Source organism: Phaeobacter sp. SYSU ZJ3003, from assembly GCF_041300735.1.
Lineage (GTDB): Bacteria > Pseudomonadota > Alphaproteobacteria > Rhodobacterales > Rhodobacteraceae > Phycobacter > Phycobacter gallaeciensis_A.
In genome coordinates this window covers 1-19,277 of record NZ_PXNU01000048.1, presented here as the reverse complement: position 1 = coordinate 19,277, position 19,277 = coordinate 1, and the positions used below count along the sequence as shown (strand labels likewise).

The 19,277-nt window shown below is 60.5% G+C and carries 21 protein-coding genes; 2 read left to right on the top strand and 19 right to left on the bottom strand.

Going from position 1 to position 19,277, the window contains the following annotated elements; all coding sequences use genetic code 11:
• Positions 1-46: 46 nt before the first annotated feature.
• The 8 genes from C6W91_RS16545 to crcB all read right to left on the bottom strand — a co-directional run bounded on the left by C6W91_RS16545 (position 47) and on the right by crcB (position 7,555).
• Positions 47-796 carry an amino acid ABC transporter ATP-binding protein gene (locus tag C6W91_RS16545; protein WP_082996035.1) on the bottom strand — a complete coding sequence of 250 codons (750 nt, stop codon included), beginning with the start codon at positions 794-796 and terminating at the stop codon, positions 47-49.
• Between the two features lie 30 nt (positions 797-826).
• Positions 827-2,125 carry an amino acid ABC transporter permease gene (locus C6W91_RS16540; protein WP_274834283.1) on the bottom strand — a complete coding sequence of 433 codons (1,299 nt, stop codon included), beginning with the start codon at positions 2,123-2,125 and terminating at the stop codon, positions 827-829.
• A 3-nt stretch (positions 2,126-2,128) separates the two neighbouring features.
• Positions 2,129-3,361 (bottom strand): amino acid ABC transporter permease, encoded by a 1,233-nt coding sequence (locus C6W91_RS16535; RefSeq protein WP_065271438.1) that lies wholly within the window; start codon positions 3,359-3,361, stop codon positions 2,129-2,131.
• A gap of 129 nt (positions 3,362-3,490) precedes the next feature.
• Positions 3,491-4,507, bottom strand: a complete 1,017-nt coding sequence (locus C6W91_RS16530) for an amino acid ABC transporter substrate-binding protein (RefSeq protein ID WP_274836222.1) — start codon at positions 4,505-4,507, stop codon at positions 3,491-3,493.
• A gap of 247 nt (positions 4,508-4,754) precedes the next feature.
• On the bottom strand, positions 4,755-5,462 hold the full coding sequence (locus C6W91_RS16525) for an ATP12 family chaperone protein (RefSeq protein ID WP_274830243.1): 708 nt from the start codon (positions 5,460-5,462) through the stop codon (positions 4,755-4,757).
• A gap of 4 nt (positions 5,463-5,466) precedes the next feature.
• Positions 5,467-6,135, bottom strand: coding sequence for an HAD-IA family hydrolase (locus C6W91_RS16520; protein WP_065271440.1), 669 nt, complete (start codon positions 6,133-6,135; stop codon positions 5,467-5,469).
• Positions 6,132-7,178 (bottom strand): RluA family pseudouridine synthase, encoded by a 1,047-nt coding sequence (locus C6W91_RS16515; protein ID WP_065271441.1) that lies wholly within the window; start codon positions 7,176-7,178, stop codon positions 6,132-6,134. Before C6W91_RS16515 ends, C6W91_RS16520 begins: the two co-directional genes overlap by 4 nt.
• Positions 7,175-7,555: a fluoride efflux transporter CrcB gene (crcB, locus tag C6W91_RS16510; RefSeq protein ID WP_065271442.1), complete on the bottom strand. Its 381-nt coding sequence runs from the start codon at positions 7,553-7,555 to the stop codon at positions 7,175-7,177. Before crcB ends, C6W91_RS16515 begins: the two co-directional genes overlap by 4 nt.
• Positions 7,556-7,708: 153 nt before the next feature.
• Between crcB and C6W91_RS16505 the strand changes: the two genes are divergently transcribed.
• A complete protein-coding gene (locus C6W91_RS16505) occupies positions 7,709-9,079 on the top strand; it encodes a multicopper oxidase family protein (protein WP_065271443.1) in 1,371 nt (456 codons plus the stop codon).
• A 21-nt stretch (positions 9,080-9,100) separates the two neighbouring features.
• Here the strand turns inward: C6W91_RS16505 and C6W91_RS16500 are convergent, their stop codons facing one another.
• The 11 genes from C6W91_RS16500 to C6W91_RS16450 form a co-directional block, all read right to left on the bottom strand.
• A complete protein-coding gene (locus tag C6W91_RS16500; protein WP_065271444.1) occupies positions 9,101-10,417 on the bottom strand; it encodes a replication-associated recombination protein A in 1,317 nt (438 codons plus the stop codon).
• A gap of 3 nt (positions 10,418-10,420) precedes the next feature.
• Positions 10,421-11,812: a trypsin-like peptidase domain-containing protein gene (locus C6W91_RS16495; protein ID WP_274840200.1), complete on the bottom strand. Its 1,392-nt coding sequence runs from the start codon at positions 11,810-11,812 to the stop codon at positions 10,421-10,423.
• 177 nt (positions 11,813-11,989) lie between these two features.
• The gene (gene rplQ, locus C6W91_RS16490; RefSeq protein ID WP_065271446.1) at positions 11,990-12,415 is read right to left on the bottom strand and encodes a 50S ribosomal protein L17; all 426 of its coding nucleotides are present in this window, start codon (positions 12,413-12,415) and stop codon (positions 11,990-11,992) included.
• A 139-nt stretch (positions 12,416-12,554) separates the two neighbouring features.
• Positions 12,555-13,571, bottom strand: a complete 1,017-nt coding sequence (locus C6W91_RS16485) for a DNA-directed RNA polymerase subunit alpha (protein ID WP_065271447.1) — start codon at positions 13,569-13,571, stop codon at positions 12,555-12,557.
• A gap of 115 nt (positions 13,572-13,686) precedes the next feature.
• A complete protein-coding gene (rpsK, locus tag C6W91_RS16480) occupies positions 13,687-14,076 on the bottom strand; it encodes a 30S ribosomal protein S11 (RefSeq protein ID WP_065271448.1) in 390 nt (129 codons plus the stop codon).
• A 15-nt stretch (positions 14,077-14,091) separates the two neighbouring features.
• Positions 14,092-14,460: a 30S ribosomal protein S13 gene (gene rpsM, locus C6W91_RS16475; protein ID WP_065271449.1), complete on the bottom strand. Its 369-nt coding sequence runs from the start codon at positions 14,458-14,460 to the stop codon at positions 14,092-14,094.
• Between the two features lie 266 nt (positions 14,461-14,726).
• The gene (locus C6W91_RS16470; RefSeq protein WP_065271450.1) at positions 14,727-15,125 is read right to left on the bottom strand and encodes a hypothetical protein; all 399 of its coding nucleotides are present in this window, start codon (positions 15,123-15,125) and stop codon (positions 14,727-14,729) included.
• A gap of 109 nt (positions 15,126-15,234) precedes the next feature.
• The gene (locus C6W91_RS16465; protein WP_370571140.1) at positions 15,235-15,876 is read right to left on the bottom strand and encodes an adenylate kinase; all 642 of its coding nucleotides are present in this window, start codon (positions 15,874-15,876) and stop codon (positions 15,235-15,237) included.
• Positions 15,873-17,237 carry a preprotein translocase subunit SecY gene (secY, locus tag C6W91_RS16460; RefSeq protein ID WP_065271452.1) on the bottom strand — a complete coding sequence of 455 codons (1,365 nt, stop codon included), beginning with the start codon at positions 17,235-17,237 and terminating at the stop codon, positions 15,873-15,875. Before secY ends, C6W91_RS16465 begins: the two co-directional genes overlap by 4 nt.
• Before the next feature lie 109 nt (positions 17,238-17,346).
• On the bottom strand, positions 17,347-17,817 hold the full coding sequence (rplO, locus tag C6W91_RS16455; protein WP_065271453.1) for a 50S ribosomal protein L15: 471 nt from the start codon (positions 17,815-17,817) through the stop codon (positions 17,347-17,349).
• 284 nt (positions 17,818-18,101) lie between these two features.
• Positions 18,102-18,314 carry a DUF1127 domain-containing protein gene (locus C6W91_RS16450; protein WP_274840199.1) on the bottom strand — a complete coding sequence of 71 codons (213 nt, stop codon included), beginning with the start codon at positions 18,312-18,314 and terminating at the stop codon, positions 18,102-18,104.
• A 305-nt stretch (positions 18,315-18,619) separates the two neighbouring features.
• Between C6W91_RS16450 and C6W91_RS16445 the strand changes: the two genes are divergently transcribed.
• Positions 18,620-19,228 carry a tetratricopeptide repeat protein gene (locus C6W91_RS16445; protein ID WP_370571138.1) on the top strand — a complete coding sequence of 203 codons (609 nt, stop codon included), beginning with the start codon at positions 18,620-18,622 and terminating at the stop codon, positions 19,226-19,228.
• The last annotated feature ends 49 nt before the right edge of the window (positions 19,229-19,277 follow it).

Below are 19,277 nucleotides of genomic sequence, written 5' to 3'. Positions count from 1 at the left end.
GCCGGAATATCCGGCGGGTTTCTTATTGGCGCAATGATCGGGAAGATCAGTGACCCAGGATCTGGCTCAGGAAGAGCTGGGTACGTTCGCTTTGCGGGTTGTTGAAGAAGGCCTCCGGCTCATTCTGCTCAACGATCTGACCCGCATCCATAAAGATAACCCGGTTCGCCACCTGACGGGCAAACCCCATCTCGTGGGTCACGCAAAGCATGGTCATGCCCTCTTCCGCCAGTTCGATCATGGTGTCGAGCACCTCTTTGATCATCTCGGGGTCAAGCGCCGAGGTCGGCTCATCGAACAGCATGATGCGCGGCATCATGCAAAGCGAGCGCGCGATCGCCACACGCTGCTGCTGACCACCGGACAGCTGGCCCGGGAACTTGTTGGCCTGATCGGGGATCTTGACCTTTTCAAGGAAATGCATCGCCCGCTCTTCGGCTTCCTTCTTGGGCGTCTTACGAACCCAGATCGGCGCCAGCGTGCAGTTTTCCAGAATGGTCAGATGCGGGAACAGGTTGAAGTGCTGAAAGCACATGCCAACCTCGGACCGGATCTTGTCGATGTTCTTCAGATCCGACGACAGCAGCGTGCCATCCACGGTGATCGACCCCTGCTGGTGCTCTTCCAGCGCGTTGATGCAGCGGATCAGTGTCGATTTACCAGAGCCGGACGGGCCGCAAATCACGATCCGTTCGCCTTCATAGACCGTCAGGTTGATATCGCGCAGCACGTGAAAGGACCCGTACCACTTGTTCATTCCGTCAATGGTGATCGCGACTTTGTCGGATACCTGCATTTGTGAAGTGCCAGTCATGTCTTGGCCTCCTTATCGGTGATCGGTCGCAAGGCGGCGTTCCAGCCATTGCGAGTATTGTGAGATGCCGTAGCAGACGACAAAGAACAGAGCGGCAGCGAAGCCCAGAAGCTCCCAGTAGACGCCATTCCATTCGGTCGAAGCGAGGATCGGTCCGCGGATCATACCCACTAGGTCGAACATCGAGATGACCGACACCAGCGTGGTATCCTTGAACAGGCCCACGGCCACGTTGACGATGCCCGGGATCGAGATCTTGAGCGCCTGCGGCAGGATGATCAGACGCATTGCCTGCGGGTAATCGAGCCCCAGCGAATCCGCCGCCTCATACTGCCCCTTGGGCAGGGCCGCGAGACCACCACGGATCACCTCGGCGATATAGGCCGCGGAGAACATGGTGATCATGATGACCACACGCAGGAACAGGTCCACGGTGGCATCAGGCGGGAAGAAATAGGCCAGCATCACCGACGCCACGAACAGCAGCGTGATCAGCGGCACACCGCGCACGAACTCAATGAAGACCACGCAGATCCATTTGATCAGCGGCATGTCAGACTGACGGCCCAGCGCCAGGGCAATGCCCAGCGGCAGGGACAGCGACACGCAGGTCACACCCAGCATCAGGTTCAGCATGAAGCCCCCCAGATCACGCGAAGGCACCGCTGGCAGCATCGCATTGTCCGACGCCCCTTCGGGGATCAGCAAGCTGCCCAGCCACCAAATGATCAGGGCTGCAGCAATGCCACCAAAGAAGCCCGCGGCGAAGGAACCCCGTCCATAGATCTGGAACACCACGCCGCCAACGATGAACCCCAGAAGGGCCAGGATCGGCGCCATGATTGTGCCACCCCAGATCAGCCAGAAGGCAATAAAGGGATAGAGCGCGGTGAAGATCAGCATCTTGCGGGGCAGATCGAAGAACAGCACTGGCGCAATCGCCACCAGCAGCAGAACCAGCGCGAGGTTCGGGCGCCAGTAGAACTCCGCCGGGTATTTGAACCCGTAAAGAAGCTGGTGCCAGCGTTCGGTCAGAACCGAGAAACAGGCCCCGACCTTGCCATCCAGAACCTCGCGGCACTCATTCAGCGAGTTGGTCGTCCACACGCCATTCACCAGCCAGGGCACGGTGTTCTGCAGGATCATGTAGATCAGGGTCAGCGCCACAAGGGTCAGGATCCCGTTGGGAATGCTGGAGAACAGATTTTCCCGCAGCCACCTGACCACGCCAGCCTGACTGGCAGGCGGCGGTGAGGGCGGAATGGTGCCTTCGGCGACAAAGGCAATCTGATGGGTTGTCTTGTCACTCATGGCTTAGCGCTCCTTCAGCTTCACGGAGGCGTTGTAGATGTTCATCACCATCGAGATGACCAGCGATGCCGTGAGATAGAACAGCATCAACAGGAGCACGCATTCGATTGCGCGTCCGGTCTGGTTGAGGGTAATGCCGCCCAGGGTCGCGGTGATATCCGCATAGCCCACGGCGATCGCCAGCGAGGAGTTCTTGGTGATGTTGAGATACTGCGAAATCAGCGGCGGAATGATCACCCGCAGCGCCTGAGGCAGAATCACCAGGTTCATGATGCGTCCGGGCCGCAGTCCCAGCGCGGCCGCCGCTTCGGTCTGGCCCTTGGAGATCGCCTGGATCCCTGCCCGCACGTTCTCTGCAATAAAGGCACCGGTGTAGATCGAAAGTGCGAACCACAGTGCGATCAGCGGACCGCCGATCTTGATACCGCCCTGGAAGTTGAACCCTTTGAGTGCGGGAACTTCCCAGGTCAGCCCCATGATGAGCATCAGCAGGATGAATGGCACCAGCCAGACGCCCAGCACCATCAGCAGCGTCTTGGGGCGCACGCCGGTGGCCTCCTGTTTCGCGGTCGCCCAGGTCTCGATCCGGCGGGTGACGAACAGCGAGCCGATCAGAACCGCCAGCACCAGAACCCAATTGAGGGCGGTGGAAGCAAACAGACCGCTCTCGAACCACGGCATCGGAATGTAGACACCCCGGTTGGTGAAGGCGAAGAGATCCAGCAGCATCGTCGAATCCGGATTGTCACCGCGGAAGGCCCGCGGTCCCGGCAATACGGCGGTCATGATCGTAAAGATGATGATGATCCAGATCAGAACCGGAATGTTGCGGAAGATCTCGACGTAGACCGCCATCAGCTTGGAGACGAGCCAGTTGTTGGACAGGCGCAGAACGCCGGCGATCACGCCGAAAATCGTCGCCGTAACGCAGGCAAGGAAAGCAACCAGAAGCGTATTCAGAACGCCCACAAGGGCGGCACGCCCGTGGCTGTCCTGGTTGTCATATTCGACAAGCCGCTGGTTGATATCATAGCCGGCGGGATTGCCCAGAAAGTCATAAGAGATGTTGAGGCCCGCGGCGCGCAGGTTCTGGATCAGGTTATTCCCCAGATACCAGATCGAAAGTGCAAGCAGGAGCGCGGCAATCGCCTGAAAGGTCAATGAACGATAGCGGGTATCGTTGATCAACATAGACAGCCGGAACCCGTCCTGTGGAGGGTCAGAGAGAGTTGACATGTAAAGAGATCCCCGAGGCTACAGATCTGTGTCCCGGCAGGGTTTTCCCCTGCTCCGCAGAAATCCGAAGCTCATTTTTTTCAGATAGGAAAAGGGCGCAGGATATCCTGCGCCCTCTTCGTTTTGTGCTTACCGGAACGGCGGCGAGTACAGCAGACCACCTTCGGTCCACTGTGCGTTCAGACCACGGGCCAGACCGATCGGGGTGTCCTCACCGATGTTCTTGGCGAAGATTTCGCCATAGTTACCGCCAGCGGCGATTGCGTTTTTGGCCCAGTCAGCCGACAGACCCAGCATCTCGCCCAGGGTACCTTCGGTGCCCAGCAGACGGTTGATTTCGGGGTTGTTGGTGCCTGCGGACATCTCAGCCAGGTTGGCCGAGGTCACGCCCAGCTCTTCGGCGGTGATCAGAGCGTTGAGGGTCCAGCGGACCACGTCGCCCCATTCGTTGTCGCCGTGGCGGACAAGCGGACCGAGCGGCTCTTTGGAGATGATCTCGGGCAGCAGCACGTGGCCTGCCGGATCGTCAAAGGTTGCGCGGGTCGCGGCCAGGCCGGATGCGTCGGTGGTGTAAACGTCACAGGCGCCAGCCAGATACTGCTGCTGTGCTTCGGCGTTGGTTTCGATCGGAACCGGCTCGTAGCTGATGTTGTTCGAGCGGAAGAAGTCCGCCAGGTTCAGCTCGGTGGTGGTACCGGTCTGGATGCAGACGGTTGCGCCGTCAAGTTCCTTCGCCGAGGAAACACCCAGGTCCTTGGGAACCATGAAGCCTTGGCCGTCGTAGTAGTTCACGCCGGTGAATTCGAACTTCAGATCGACGTCGCGCGAAAAGGTCCAGGTGGTGTTACGCGCCAGCATGTCGATTTCACCCGAGGCCAGAGCCGTGAAGCGGGTTTTGCCGGTGGTCGGCACGAATTCAACAGCGGTCGAGTCGCCCAGAGTGGCCGCAGCAACAGCGCGGCAGACGGCGACGTCAAAACCTTCCCATTCCCCATTCGCATTCGGAGCAGCAAAACCGACCAGACCGGTGGTGACGCCGCAGTTCAGTTTGCCGCGGGCTTTCACATCGTCCAGCGTACCGGCAGCAGCTGCACCAGCTGCAATCCCGGCCACGGTCAGCGCGCCCAAAAATACGGATTTGTTCATTTTTACCTCTTCCTGATGTTCCACCTGTACTGGTGGTTTTTTTCCGCCGTTAGCCATACCGGAACGACGGGATCTAGGGAAAACACCTAAATCACAGGGAAGTTTGGGCGGATTCATAAACAAACGTCAAGGGTTGGATCACCAAATTCGATGGACGCATAGCGAACAGGGGGGCGATTGTTAAAATTTTTCGCTCAACCGTCCCGCTGTGATATTTCCTGTCTCACGTCCTATCCCGGCGGCTGTCTCAACCCGAGAAATCGTAGAACCGTTTAGCGTGCAAAAAAGAATCACGCTTCAGCTCTGCTGTGGTTTGCGCCTCTTCATCGACGCCCCACTGCTCTTCCTGCCAGCGTTCATCCAGCCGGGACAACTGCCAGATCTCCTCGGCGTCGCGCCAGTCCATAGCCGCGGCAAATCCCAGGATCAGAGACCCCGACATCCCCACGAGATCGTGAAACCCAGCGAGCTGAAATGGGGTCATCCCATGCACCCGGGCGCGCAGGTCAGCAATAGTGGCCGCATCCTGCGGCTGATGAAGAACACCGCTGCGCGGATGCAAGCGTGCGCCCAGCGCCTCATGCGCCCAGTCGAGCGCCGGATCCCATTCCTCGGCCTGACGGGCGACCAGTTCCTTCGGGCTATCGGCCCGGTAGCACAGCAAATCGGAATCGCCATATTCAGCCAGCATATCGGCCACTTCGGCGTGCTGATGGGTCACCTTGTCGATGGCAGCATTGGCCGAGCGGGTAAAAGGCATGGTGGCGGGATTGACCGATTCGGTCTGCGCGTCCCACTCCGCTGCGATGGCTTCGGCCATCTGCTGCGAGGGGACTTCAAGCAGAGCCTTTGCCGGGGTTTTGACCCGGCGCCCGTCCAGTTCAACGGTATAGCCGTCATCCGTCTCGGCGACTGCCGTGGCTTTCCAGAATCGTTTCGGTGCCCATTCGCTCATTGTCTTATGCCTTCCAGATCTTCTCTAGCAGCGGTTCCAACTCGGTAAAACTGCCGATCATATGGTCTGCCTGCAGCCGCTCTGACGGGTGATAGCCCCAGTCCACCGCGATGGTGGTGACCCCGGCCGCGCGGCCCATATCCATATCAAAGCTGGTATCGCCGATCATCACCGCATGGCGCGCGTCCACTCCGGTTTCAGCAAGCGCCGTCAGCACCATCGAGGGATGCGGTTTGGACGGGTGGTGATCGGCCACCTGCCGGGTCACGAAACAGTCCAGATCATGCGCCGCGATCAGCGCATCGAGGCCCCGCTGTGATTTCCCGGTCGCGACACCCAACAGGTATTCGGGCACCGCGTGCAGGGCGTCCAAAGCCTCCCGTGCGCCCGGAAACAGCGGCGAGTGCCCCGCCCCTGCAGCCTGGCGCGCCGACATGTAAGCCTGCTTGTAACCGTCCACCAAAGCAGCCTGCGCCGTCGCGCCAGCCTCGGGCGCCAGCTGCGCCATGGCCTGCGGCAGCGACAGCCCGACAATCGACAGGACCGCATCGCGCGAAGGTGCGGGCAGATCCACCGTCGCAAAGGCCGCGCTCATCGCGCCAGTGATGGCCGCCTGACTGTCGGCAAGGGTGCCATCCACATCGAACAGTACCAGCCGCAGCGGGGCACTCATAGGAGGCCCTCGAACGGATCCTCCGCCGCCAGATCCTCGGTCCAGCCAAAGGTATCCCAGCTGTCTTTCATATGCTCGGGCAACGGCGCGGTGACCGAGATCTGCTTTTTCGTCACCGGATGCTCAAACGCCATCCGGCGGCAATGCAAATGCAGCTTCTTGCTGATGATACCGCCCAGTTGTGCGCCCCAACCGTCGCCCAGGTTTTCCTGACCCGAGCCGCCGTATTTGCCATCGCCGACAATCGGATGGCCGATCTCGGCCATATGCGCGCGCAGCTGATGGGTGCGGCCGGTGACCGGCTCCATCGCCACCCAGGACGCGCGCCCCGCCACCCGGTAGAGCGTGGCATAAAAGGTATGCGCCCGCTTGGCGCCTGGCGTGCTGTCGATCTCGGAAGGGTGCACCGCAATCATTTTTTCGCCTTCGCCGCTGCGACCATGGCCGCCCGCCTTTACAAGACCAGCCTTGATTTCGCCCAGGTACGGCGTCGGAACGCCGGCAACCAGCGCCCAGTAGATCTTGCGCGTGTTGCGATGGCGGAAGGCGGCGGTCAGCGCCTGCGCGGCTGCCCGCGTTCGCGCCAGAACCAGTACACCCGAGGTATCCTTGTCCAGCCGGTGCACCAGTCGGGGCTTTTCATCATAGCCAAAGCGCAGAGCCTCGGACAGGCCATCCACGTGTTTGGTGGTGCCACTGCCGCCCTGCACTGCCAGCCCGTGGGGCTTGTTCAGCACGATGACATCGTCGTCTTTGTAGATCACACAGGACTGGATCATCTTTGCGTCAGCATCCGAAATCCGCCGCTTTTCCGGCGTGATCGGCTGGTGATCAGCCGACGGCAGCGGCGGCACGCGCACGGACTGCCCGGCCTCAACACGGGTGCTGGCCTTGACCCGGCCACCGTCAATGCGAAGCTCACCCTTGCGGCACATCTTCTCGATGCGGCCCTGGCTGACATGCGGAAAAAGGCGCCGCAGCCAGCGGTCCACGCGCTGGTCCGCATCCTCTTCGGTGACGGTGATTGTCTGAACGCCGCTCATGCGAAAACTCCTCTGGCGGCCATCAGGCCCAAAAACAGACCGCCAACAGACAGTCCCACAGACAGCACAATATAGAGAGCCGCCTGCCCCATTGCACCCCGTTCGATCATATTCGCCGTCTCAAGCGAGAAGGCCGAGAAGGTCGTGAAGCCACCCAGCATGCCAGTCATCACAAAGGGGCTGAGATGGGTCAGCCCCTTGTGTGCGGCGGTGACAGCAAAGACCCCCATGATGAAGGAACCGATCACGTTGACGGTGATGATCGCCAAGGGAAAATCGCCATGGCCGAACAGTCGGACCACGCCAAGCCCGGTCAGATAGCGGCAGGCGGCCCCAAGGGCGCCGCCGAGGGCGACATATAGAACGGTGAGATACATGCGCGGTCTGTCGCGCGGCGGGCCACGGATGTCAAGTTTTCAACGCGCAAGGCGGCCAAACGCAAAATTCATGCCAACCTTCCAGTGGGTGGATGTCTTGTCAGACCTGCAGGCCCCCTTAGTTTGTCAGCCATCCACTGGGAGGAGACCCTGATGCCATCTCGCCGTTCCTTTCTCGCCAGCCTTGCCGCGCTGCCGCTTTTGCCCCGCAGTGGCTGGGCCGCGACGCCGGTTCAGCTTGCGCTGGCGCCCCTGCAGCAACAGATCGCGCCCGCGCAATACGGCAAGACAGATCTTTGGGGGGTGAACAGCAGCATGCCGGGACCGACCCTGCAGGCCCGGCAAGGGGACCGGCTGAAGGTTCAGGTCAACAACGGGCTGCCGCAAGAAACCTCGATGCACTGGCACGGCATCCGCATCGAAAACGCCATGGACGGCGTGCCGGGACTGACGCAGGCCCCCATCGCGCCGGGCGCAGAGTTCACCTATGATTTCGCCCTGCCGGATGCCGGGACCTATTGGTACCATTCCCACGCCCAGTCGGTCGAACAGGTGGAGCGCGGCATTCAGGGCCCACTGATCGTGGCCGAACACGACGCCCCCGATGTGGATCAGGATCTTGTTCTAATGCTGGATGACATCCGCCTCATGCAGGATGCCGCGGTCGACCCGGTGTTCGATCACCCCCACGACATGTCCCACGCCGGGCGCATGGGCAATGTGATGCTGACCAACGGACAGATCGAGGCGCGCTACCCCGTGCAGCAGGGCGACCGGCTGCGCCTGCGGCTGATCAACAGCGCCAATGCCCGGATCTTTGCCCTTGGGCTGCAGGGGCTGACAGGTTGGATCATGGCCTATGATGGCATGCCTCTGACGGCGCCGGAAGAGATCCCCGACCAACTGCTGCTGGCACCCGCACAGCGGATCGACCTGATCGTCGATGTGACGGCCGACGCGGGCGAGGATGCCTTTCTGGTGCAGTTCGAACGCGATGGCGGTTACGCGCAGGCGAGCTTTCCGGTCTCAGCCGGAACCAAGAGCACCCGCAACATGCCCGCACCGCTCCCACCCAACCCGGACCATGCGATCACCCTCGGCAATGCGCGCAGTGCGACCCTGCGCATGGAGGGCGGCGCCATGGGCGGCATGCGGGCCGCTGAGTGGCAGGGAGAGACGCAAGGCATGCGCTCGCTAGCGCAGGCGGGTCAATTCTGGGCGCTGAATGGCGTGGTCGGCCGACCGAACGCCCCGCTTGTGCGCGCGTCCATTGGCGAGACGGTCAAACTCACCATGGTCAACGACACCGCCTTTCCCCATGCGATGCATCTGCACGGCATGCATTTTGCCGAAGTCCTGCCGGGCGGCGGGCTTGGTCCCCTGCGCGATACGCTGCTGATGATGCGCGGGGAGACGCGGACCGTCGCATTCAACGCCCACAACCCCGGCAAATGGCTGCTGCATTGCCATATGCTATCGCATCACGCGGCGGGCATGGGCACCTGGGTCGAGGTCACCGCCTGACCTGATCCGCCCGTCACCCGGTCAACTGTTCCGCTGTAGCCGCAGCTTGGCAAAGAACTCGGTCCGCCGTTTCAATTCCCGTTCAAACCCGCGCTCGACGGGCTGATAGAGAACCGGGCGTTTGACGCCTTCGGGGAAATAGTTCTGCCCGGAAAAGCCATCCTCGGCATCATGATCATACTGGTAGCCCGCGCCATAGCCCTGTTCGGTCATCAGCTTAGTCGGGGCATTCATGATATGTTTCGGTGGCGGCGTGCTGCCCGTTTCCTTGGCCAACCGTCGGGCGGCCTTGTAGGCCATGTAGCCCGCGTTGGTCTTTGGCGCGAGTGCCAGATAGATCACCGCCTGCGCCAGCGCCAGCTCCCCTTCCGGGCTACCGAGCCGTTCGTAGGTCTCCCAGGCTTGCAGACAGACGGCCTGCGCCTGCGGGTCCGCCAGCGCGATATCCTCGACCGCCATCCGGGTCAGCCGCCGGGCCAGAAAACGCGGATCCTCGCCGCCCTCCAGCATGCGCGCATACCAGTAAAGCGCCGCATCGGGATCCGAGCCGCGCACGGATTTGTGCAGCGCCGAAATCAGGTTGTAATGCTCTTCGCCGGATTTGTCGTATTTCGCCGCCCGCCGCATCAGCCGGGTCGCCAACGCCTCGCGCCCGAGCGGCGACTCGACCCGCCAGGCAGAGACCTGTTCGATCAGATTGAGCAGCGCACGCCCATCGCCATCCGCCATTTCCTGCAGCGCGTCGCGCGCATCGCCGGTCAGCGGTAGCGCCCTACCCAGTTCCTTCTCGGCGCGCTGGGTCAGCAGTTCCAGATCCGCCAGCGGCAGGCGTTCCAGCACCAGCACCTGCGAGCGCGACAACAGAGCGGCGTTCAGCTCGAAGCTGGGGTTTTCGGTGGTGGCCCCGACCAGAAGGATGGTGCCATCCTCCATGTGCGGCAGGAATCCGTCCTGCTGCGCCTTGTTGAAACGGTGGATCTCATCAACGAACAGCAGCGTCCCCTGCCCGTTAGCGCGCCTGTGCTTGGCCGCCTCGAACACCTTCTTCAGATCCGGTACGCCAGTGAAGATGGCCGAGATCTGCACGAAATGCAGATCGGTTTCCTTAGCAAGAAGCCGCGCGATGGTGGTCTTCCCCACGCCCGGCGGCCCCCAGAACACCAAAGAGGACAGCGATCCCGAGGCCAGCATGACACCCAGCGGTGCCTCCGGTCCCAGCACCTGCTGCTGGCCAATCACCTCGGACAGGGAGCGCGGGCGCAGACGGTCCGCCAGCGGCCTGTTCGGTTCTTCGCCGCCCGTGGGCTGTGGCGCGTCGCTGTCAAAAAGATCTGCCATGGATCAGAGCCGGAAGCGCAGGCTGACGCGCTGCCCGCGCCGCAACAGGTCGAGAACCAACCAGCCCTGCGTGCGGCCCATCAGATCGACCACATCCTGCGGCGCCGTGACCGCTTCGCCGTTGATCCCGAGCAGGACATCGCCCCGCTGCAGCCCTGCCCGTGCGCCATAAGGCCCCGGATCGGCGATCACCACACCTTCGGCCGTCAACGGCAATTGCAAATCCACGATGAGCCGCGGATTGATGCGCGCCACCGTCAGCCCGGGCAGTGGGCTGCGTTCGCCCAGTTGCACTGGGTCGGCCGCAGGACTGTCCGGGGCGCTGTACATCTCGACCCGCACCACTTTTTTCTCACCGCCGCGCCAGCGCGCCACGTCCGAACTGCCGCCCAGACCGGCAATGGTCATGCGGAACACCATCTCGGAGGGTGAATTTACCGGCTCGCCGTCGACCTCGGTCACCACATCGCCGACTTCAAATCCCGCCTTGGCAAAGGGGCTTTCGGGGTGGAGTTCGGAGATTAGCATGCCTTCAGGGCGTGGCATCCCCAGCGAGGCCGCCAGATCCGCATCCACCGGCTGCCCGGTCATCCCCGCCCAGGGGCGCTGAAAGCTTTCCGCGCCCGCGCGGGCCTGATGCAGGAACTCCCGCACCAGATTGGCCGGAATGGCAAAGCCGATGCCGTTGGATCCGCCCGAACGGCTAAGGATCCGTGTGTTGATCCCGATGAGCTCGCCATTCACGTCGATCAGCGCGCCGCCGGAGTTGCCGGGATTGATCGGTGCGTCGGTCTGGATGTAATAGCCAAAACCTTCTCCGGTGCCGGTGCCCGTGCGCGCCAGCCCCGAAATGATACCGCTACTGACCGTCTGCCCCACACCAAAGGGATTGCCGATGGCCAGAGCCAATTCGCCGACCTCAACCTGATCGCTGTTGCGCAGATTGAGGAACGGCAGGCCCTCTGCATCTTCAAGCCGCAGGATCGCCAGATCGCTGGCCTGATCTGCGAGGACCACGCGGGCGTCATATTCGTGCCGGTCAGTGGTCACGACGCGGATTTCCGTCGCCATGCCAACCACGTGGTAATTCGACACAACGATGCCATCCTCGGCAAGGATCACCCCCGACCCCAATGAGTTCTGCACCCGGGGGCGCGGATTGGAAAAACTGCGGAAGAAATCGTCAAAGAAGGGATCGCCCGCAAAAGGCGATGCCTGCGGCGCCTCGGTCACGATCTTGGCGTAGATATTGACCACTGCGGGGGCCGCCTGTTTCACCAGCGGCGCAAACCCAAGTGAAATCTCAGCCTGCGACTGCGGCACCCGCGTTTCGGCAGGGGCTTGCGTCCCCAAAGCAAGAGCCAGCATCAGAGCGGTCAAAACAGCGCGGATCATATCGCCTCCATTCCTCGGTCAGAACAGGATATGCGGAGGCTGGCGGCGGAATGCAAGCGCAGCAACGGCGCCAGTCGCGGTCCCCTGCCGGACCGGCACGCGAGGACAGAAATGAAAAAGCCCCTGCAGGCACAGCTGCAGGGGCCAGAATGACAGACCATTGTGGCCTGTAATTTATTATTCGTCGTCGGCAGCCGCTTCGGCTTCGGCAACGCGCGCCTTGTCGGCAGCGCCCTTGGCATTTACGTCGCGATCAACGAATTCGATGATCGCCATCGGCGCCATGTCGCCATAACGGAAGCCGGCTTTCAGGATACGGACGTAACCGCCCTGACGATCCTTGTAGCGCGGGCCCAGAACGTCGAACAGTTTCGACACATACTGGTCTTCCTTCAGACGCGAGGCGGCGTTCCGGCGGGAGTGCAGGTCGCCTTTTTTCGCCAGCGTGATCAGTTTTTCAACGATCGGACGCAGTTCTTTTGCCTTGGGCAGAGTGGTTTTGATCTGCTCATGCTCGATGAGCGAGCCAGCCATGTTTGCAAACAGAGCCTTGCGGTGCTCATGGGTGCGGTTCAGGCGGCGATATCCACGTGCGTGACGCATTTTCTAGTTCCTTCTAAAGGTTTTGCTTTGTCTGTCAGCCGATGCGTGTCAGCTGCTCTCCTTGGGGCGGGTTTGCCCTGATTGTCCCCACCAACGTGGGCATTTGTAGTTGGGGAGGACTTACGCCCTCCCCTTATTCTCAGAACGAATCTTCGAATTTCTTGGCCAGATCTTCGATGTTGTCCGGCGGCCAGTCCTCGACATCCATGCCAAGATGCAGGCCCATGCCCGACAGCACTTCTTTGATCTCGTTCAGCGACTTGCGGCCGAAGTTCGGCGTACGCAGCATCTCTGCTTCGGTCTTCTGGATCAGATCGCCGATGTAAACGATGTTGTCGTTCTTCAGGCAGTTTGCCGAACGCACGGAAAGCTCCAGCTCGTCCACTTTCTTCAGCAGAAGCGGGTTGAACTCGAGACCATCGTCCTCGTCCTGGCGGCCAGCCGATTCCGGCTCGTCGAAGTTGACGAAGATCGACAGTTGGTCCTGCAGGATGCGCGCAGCATAGGCCACGGCGTCGTCCGGCGTAACGGAACCATCGGTTTCAACCTTCATGGTCAGCTTGTCATAGTCCAGAACCTGACCTTCACGGGTCGGCTGAACGTCGTAGGAGACCTTTTTCACCGGCGAGTAGATCGCATCAATCGGGATCAGACCGATGGGTGCGTCTTCCGGTTTGTTCTTCTCTGCCGAAACGTAGCCTTTACCGGTGTTGACGGTCAGTTCCATGAACAGGTCCGCACCATCGTCGAGGTGGCAGATCACGTGATCACGGTTCAGAACTTCGATACCGGCGCTTTCCGAGATATCACCAGCGGTGACAACTGCGGGGCCTTTGGCATTGATCGACAGGCGCTTGGGGCCTTCGACTTCCATGCGCAGCGACACACCTTTGAGGTTCAGGATGATGTCGGTGACATCTTCGCGAACGCCGGCGACGCTGGAGAATTCGTGCAGAACATTGTCGATCTGAACGCTGGTGATGGCCGCGCCTTGCAGCGAGCTCATCAGGACGCGGCGCAGTGCGTTGCCCAGTGTCAGACCAAAACCACGCTCAAGCGGCTCTGCAACGATGGTTGCCTGCCGTGCGGGGTCATTGCCCGGCTTCACGTCAAGCTGTGTCGGCTTGATCAGTTCTGCCCAATTTTTATGGATCATGCAGTCCCTCCATTCCTGTCCGTACCCCATGTCCGAAGGTGCAGACGCCCGAGGTTTAAAATGACGTACTGGGGCCCGACAAATCAAGCGGGGCCCCAGCGAAAGTCGTAAATAATTAGACGCGGCGGCGCTTTGGCGGGCGGCAGCCGTTGTGCGCGATCGGGGTCACGTCACGGATCGAGGTGATGTTGAACCCGATTGCGGCCAGGGCGCGCAGTGCGGATTCACGACCCGAACCGGGGCCCTGAACTTCGACTTCGAGGGTTTTAACACCGTGATCCTGAGCTTTCTTGCCTGCATCTTCTGCAGCCATCTGCGCCGCATAGGGCGTGGACTTACGGGAGCCCTTGAAGCCCATGGTGCCAGCGGAGGACCAGGAAATCGCGTTACCCTGAACGTCAGAGATCAGGATTTTGGTGTTGTTGAACGAAGAGTTCACATGTGCAACGCCGGTGGCGATGTTCTTGCGCTCTTTACGCTTCGTGCGGGATTTATCGCGTGCCATTGATCAAACCCTCCCTTACTTCTTCTTACCAGCGATGGCCTTTGCGGGGCCTTTGCGGGTGCGAGCGTTGGTGTGGGTCCGCTGACCGCGAACGGGCAGGTTACGACGGTGGCGCAGGCCACGGTAGCTACCCAGGTCCATCAGACGCTTGATGTTCATGGTCACTTCACGACGCAGGTCACCTTCAACGGTGTAGTTTGCGTCGATGTGCTCACGGATGGCCAGAACTTCGGAGTCGGACAGCTCGTTGACGCGACGGGTTGCGTCGATGCCAACGGCTTCACAGATGGCTTTCGCCGAAGTGTTGCCGATTCCGGTGATATAGGTGAGGGCGATGGGGACCCGTTTGGCAGTCGGGATGTTTACGCCGGCAATACGTGCCACGTGTCACTTTCCTTTTCGTTGCGGTTCCGTAACTCCAGAACCTTTTTTCACAACACCTGATGACGCCCCGAGAGGCTTTTCATCAGATAATGTATCGAGGTACTCACGCGGCACGGAATCGGGCCGCCTGGATTGATTCCCAAGAGGGATGGGCTTCCCTATTGAGAATTCCGCATGTCGTCAACCCGGCGCCCGGCGGAAACGTCAAAGTTTATGGGCCCAGGGGCAACATCCTCCCACATCGCCTGCATCCTGCCCGGACGACGTCAATCGGTGCAGGAATAAAACCGCGTCGTGTATTCGTTGCTGTCGAACAGTGCGATCTCCCCCGGGGCTTCTTCAGTCATCACGAAGGTAAACAAGGTTGGCATGAAAACCGGCCCGGGCGTCTGGCAATGCCCCACATGGGTCGTGACCTGATAGCCGTCCCAATGATACTGCAGATCCGGCTCGAAGCTGCAGAAATACTCCATTGAGCTGAAGCCGTCCTCCTCCAGGATCAGCCCACCGTCATTGGCAAAATCCATCAGCTGGTCCTGCTCCTCCGCGTTTGTCGGGCAGGCGGCGGGATCATTGACGAAATACCGTTCGGCAAATCCGGGGGACGTCGTCGCCATACAGAGAACAGCCGCGGCATTGATCACGGAACGGGTGGGAGACGTCATTGGCAAGGTCCTTTTAAAAGATCCGCCCATCCTTCCCTGCTCGCCTTACCAAAACGAAAAGAGCCGGGACAAGCCCGGCTCTTTTTTCATTCTGTACCGACTTTTCAGATCAGTCGAGAACATTGGCGATAGAGGCCTGAACCTCGTCGATGGATGCCAGACCGTCGATCTTGTTCAGCTTGCCCTTGGCATAATAGTAGCCGATCAGCGGCGAGGTCTTCTTGTAGTATTCCATCAGACGGGTCTTGAGGCTTTCCTCGTTGTCGTCCGCGCGCCGCTTGATGTTGCTGCTGCCGCAGTTGGCGCATTTGCCATCGGCGGGCCAGGGTTTGGTTTCATCGTGGTAGACTTCACCACAATCGCCGCAGGTCGACCGGCCGGTAATCCGCGCCACCAGCGCTGCATCGTCCACCGCCATTTCAACAACGGCGTCCAGGCTCTGCCCCATCTCGGCCAACAGGTCGGTCAGGGCATCTGCCTGCCCCAGCGTGCGCGGGAAGCCGTCAAAGATGAAACCACCCTCGGCGCCTTCGGCAATCTTTTCGCGGATCAGACCAATTACGATCTCATCCGTGACCAGCTCACCGCGGGCGATGACCTCGGCCACCTTCTTGCCCATCTCGCTGCCGCTAGCCTGCGCATCGCGCAGCATGTCGCCAGTGCTGAGCTGTACCATGCCCCGGGTTTCGACCAGATGACGGGCCTGCGTGCCCTTACCCGCGCCCGGCGGGCCCAAAAGAATAATATTCATCGACGAGCGGGCCCCCGTTTTGTGCGTTTCTTACTGCGGCCACGCAGCTGGCTTTTCTCGATCAGACCTTCGTACTGGTGCGCCAGCAGATGGCTTTGCGCTTGCTGGATCGTGTCCATGGTGACCGAGACAACAATCAGAACCGAGGTGCCGCCAAAGTAGACCGGAATGGCGAACTGACCGCGCAGGATTTCCGGCAGCAGGCAGACAGCCGCCAGATAGGCCGAGCCCAGAACCAGAACGCGGTTCACAACGTATTCGATGTACTCAGCGGTTTTTTTGCCGGGACGGATGCCAGGGACAAAGCCGTTCTGGTTCTTCAGGTTCGTCGCCACTTCATCAGGTTTGAAGGAGACGTTGAAGGTGTAGAAATACGCGAAGAACACGATCATCGACACGAAGAACAGCAGGTAGAGCGGCTGACCGGGGCCGAAGTTGGCCAGCAGCCAGGACATTACCGGACCAGAGGCCGAACCCGACGAGAAGGTAGAGATCGTGGTCGGCAACAACAGCAGCGAGGAGGCGAAGATCGCCGGGATCACGCCCGCCGGGTTCACCTTGACCGGCAGGTGCGACGAGCCGCCATCATAGACCTTCATGCCCACCTGACGGCGGGGGTATTGAATGTGAATCTTGCGCAGGGCGCGTTCCATGAAGACCACGAACATGATTACCGCGACAACCATCACGATCACGCCGATCAGAACCGCCGGGCTGATGGCACCGGAGCGGCCGGAGGCAAAGAACTGCGCGATGGCTGCGGGAACCTCAGCGATAATGCCGACAAAGATGATCAGGGAGATACCGTTACCGATGCCCCGCTGGGTGATCTGCTCGCCCAGCCACATCAGGAACATGGTGCCGCCCACCAGGGTAATCATGCAGGCCAACCGGAAGTACATGCCAGGGTCGGTCGCAAGATCGCCGGACTCCAGCGACACCGCCAGACCGTAGGCCTGCGCCGTTGCCAGCGCGACGGTGCCGTAACGGGTGTACTGGTTGATTTTCTTGCGACCCTGATCGCCTTCTTTTTTCAGCTGTTCCAGCGCCGGAACCATGGAGGTGAGCAGCTGAACGATGATCGATGCCGAGATGTAAGGCATGATCCCGAGGGCAAAAATGCCCATCCGTCCAAGCGCACCGCCGGTAAACATCGACACCATGCCGCCGATGCCCTGCCCCGCCGACTCCATAAATTCGCGCAGTGCCGAGGCATCAATGCCCGGGACCGGAATGAATGTGCCAAGACGGTAGACGATCAATAGGCCGAGGGTGAATAGGATGCGGTTGCGCAGATCCTTGGCCTTGCCGAGCGCGGACCAGCTGGTGTTCGCCGCCATTTGTTCTGCTGCTGATACCATGAAATGGGTCTCTTTTTGCGAAAACGCCGCCCGGAACCGTTTTCCGGCTCGGGCGGCGTATGGAAAAACTGTGACCTATGTAAGCGGCATCGGCGCCGCTCACAAGCCGTTACTCAGCAGCAGCTGCTGTCGCCACGGTCAGGGTGCCGCCCGCTTTTTCAACTGCCGCGATGGCAGATTTGGACGCGCCGGTCACGGTGATGTTGGATTTGGCCGAGAAATCGCCTTTGGCCAGGATCCGCACACCGTCTTTTTTGCGGCGCAGCAGGCCCGATTCGACCAGCGAATCTTCGGTGATGGTTGCCGCGTCCAGCTTGCCCGCGTCGATGAACTTCTGGATCAGGCCCAGGTTCACAACAGCGAAAGTCTTGCGGTTCGGCTTGGTGAAGCCACGCTTAGGCAGACGCTGGTAGAGGGGCATCTGGCCGCCTTCGTAGCCATTGATCGAAACACCCGAACGGGATTTCTGACCTTTGATACCACGGCCACCCATTTTGCCTTTGCCGGAACCCGGGCCACGGGCCACACGGGTGCGTTTCTTGGCGGCGCCGGGATTGTCGCGCAGTTCATGAAGTTTCATTTCGCTTCTCCTTGCCGGATGTGACCCCTGAAGCGTAAGCGGGCCAACCTCGGCTCTTCTTGATTGTTGATTCTGTGGCTTGGATTGCCACCGGGGGCGTATAGACGCTGTGCCGGGCGATATCAAGCCCTGCCTCCGGGTACGCCCCCCCCCCTGTCCGCCCCAAGCTTCCCGCGCAAGGCGTCGCCAGACAAATTAAAAACGCCCCTGCGCGGGGCAGAGGCGTCTTTCGATCCCGGCCAGTCCGGGGGAGGCAATAAGTCAGGCCGGGCTATGGTGTCCGATCAGTTACCGTGGGCGTGCAGCCGGGCAATGTTGCTGATATCGCAGCGGCGCACGCCGATATCGGCCAGCTCGCGGTTGGACAGGTTTTCCAGTTCCGCATAGGTGCGCCGGTATTCGGACCGGCGGGCCAGAGTGGTGCGGAAGTTCGCAACTGCGGCGCGGATGCGGGCGCCAAAGGAATAGGTCTGGGTAGCGGAAGTTGTATAGGCCATCGTCGTCGTCCTTGATCTCGGCAAAACCGGGATCCCTTCCCGGCTGGTCGTTCATGTCTATTTTGTGACACCGGGGAGATAGGTCGCATTTCATGACCTAACAACCGACACTAGCGTTTGACCGCTATGCGTTTTCGGAATGGCTATAAAACAGGCGATAATGGGGATTTTGCCCCCATCCGTGCAGATAATCGCAAATCTCCCGAGAAATCCGCCGATTTACGTGAACTGCTTCACACTTCGCGCTTGCACATCGTGATAACGGGCAGCGAATTGTAACAGTTTTTTAACAAGGCGGTTTCGGAATGATTGCGAGTCGGGACCTCGGTATAGCTACCTCTTATCTCAACTCAGGCGCCTACAAACCGGCCCTGAAGATTGCAAAACGCCTGCAAAAGACGACTCCGCGGGATCCACAGCCGTTTAACATCGCTGGCATCTGTCTTTCGGCCATGAACAAGGTGCCCGAGGCGATCGCACAGTTTCAACGCGCGATGAAGATTGATCCGGGCTTTATCGACGCGCGGCACAATCTGGCACAGACCCTGATTCTGGCAGGGCGCCACGTGCAAGCTATCAAGATTGTCGAACCCCTGCGGGACAGCGACCCGACCGCCTGTTTTTTCCTGGCGCAGGCGCATGTGCACCTTGGCGATCTCACCGCGGCAGAGGTTGCGATCAATCAAGCGGTGACCTTGCGCCCGTCATTTGCGCCCGCCCAAAATCTGCGCGGCCTGATCCTTGCCAACCTCGGCGAAGAGACGGATGCGATCGCGGCCTACGAAGCGGCGCTATCGCTTGATCCCAACAACGTGGAGACCCTCGTCAACATCAGCCTCCCGCTGGCCCGCCAGAACAGACACGCCGAAGGCCACGAGATGGTTGAACGTGCCGTTTGTGAGTGCTGGACGTAATCTCCCCAAAACGGCTGGATGAAAATTCCCCAGTTTAGTGCGGATGCCG

What these genes read in the sequence shown, in the direction of transcription:
- C6W91_RS16505 (WP_065271443.1), top strand. Translation starts at nt 7,709, where the DNA reads ATGCCATCTCGCCGTTCCTTTCTCGCCAGCCTTGCCGCGCTGCCGCTT.
- crcB (WP_065271442.1), bottom strand. Translation starts at nt 7,555, where the DNA reads ATGTATCTCACCGTTCTATATGTCGCCCTCGGCGGCGCCCTTGGGGCC.
- C6W91_RS16545 (WP_082996035.1), bottom strand. Translation starts at nt 796, where the DNA reads ATGCAGGTATCCGACAAAGTCGCGATCACCATTGACGGAATGAACAAG.
- C6W91_RS16540 (WP_274834283.1), bottom strand. Translation starts at nt 2,125, where the DNA reads ATGAGTGACAAGACAACCCATCAGATTGCCTTTGTCGCCGAAGGCACC.
- rplO (WP_065271453.1), bottom strand. Translation starts at nt 17,817, where the DNA reads ATGAAACTTCATGAACTGCGCGACAATCCCGGCGCCGCCAAGAAACGC.
- C6W91_RS16500 (WP_065271444.1), bottom strand. Translation starts at nt 10,417, where the DNA reads ATGGCAGATCTTTTTGACAGCGACGCGCCACAGCCCACGGGCGGCGAA.
- C6W91_RS16470 (WP_065271450.1), bottom strand. Translation starts at nt 15,125, where the DNA reads ATGACGTCTCCCACCCGTTCCGTGATCAATGCCGCGGCTGTTCTCTGT.
- rpsK (WP_065271448.1), bottom strand. Translation starts at nt 14,076, where the DNA reads ATGGCACGCGATAAATCCCGCACGAAGCGTAAAGAGCGCAAGAACATC.
- C6W91_RS16485 (WP_065271447.1), bottom strand. Translation starts at nt 13,571, where the DNA reads ATGATCCATAAAAATTGGGCAGAACTGATCAAGCCGACACAGCTTGAC.
- C6W91_RS16515 (WP_065271441.1), bottom strand. Translation starts at nt 7,178, where the DNA reads ATGAGCGGCGTTCAGACAATCACCGTCACCGAAGAGGATGCGGACCAG.
- C6W91_RS16465 (WP_370571140.1), bottom strand. Translation starts at nt 15,876, where the DNA reads ATGAATATTATTCTTTTGGGCCCGCCGGGCGCGGGTAAGGGCACGCAG.
- C6W91_RS16525 (WP_274830243.1), bottom strand. Translation starts at nt 5,462, where the DNA reads ATGAGCGAATGGGCACCGAAACGATTCTGGAAAGCCACGGCAGTCGCC.
- C6W91_RS16535 (WP_065271438.1), bottom strand. Translation starts at nt 3,361, where the DNA reads ATGTCAACTCTCTCTGACCCTCCACAGGACGGGTTCCGGCTGTCTATG.
- rplQ (WP_065271446.1), bottom strand. Translation starts at nt 12,415, where the DNA reads ATGCGTCACGCACGTGGATATCGCCGCCTGAACCGCACCCATGAGCAC.
- C6W91_RS16445 (WP_370571138.1), top strand. Translation starts at nt 18,620, where the DNA reads ATGATTGCGAGTCGGGACCTCGGTATAGCTACCTCTTATCTCAACTCA.
- C6W91_RS16495 (WP_274840200.1), bottom strand. Translation starts at nt 11,812, where the DNA reads ATGATCCGCGCTGTTTTGACCGCTCTGATGCTGGCTCTTGCTTTGGGG.
- C6W91_RS16450 (WP_274840199.1), bottom strand. Translation starts at nt 18,314, where the DNA reads ATGGCCTATACAACTTCCGCTACCCAGACCTATTCCTTTGGCGCCCGC.
- C6W91_RS16520 (WP_065271440.1), bottom strand. Translation starts at nt 6,135, where the DNA reads ATGAGTGCCCCGCTGCGGCTGGTACTGTTCGATGTGGATGGCACCCTT.
- secY (WP_065271452.1), bottom strand. Translation starts at nt 17,237, where the DNA reads ATGGTATCAGCAGCAGAACAAATGGCGGCGAACACCAGCTGGTCCGCG.
- C6W91_RS16530 (WP_274836222.1), bottom strand. Translation starts at nt 4,507, where the DNA reads ATGAACAAATCCGTATTTTTGGGCGCGCTGACCGTGGCCGGGATTGCA.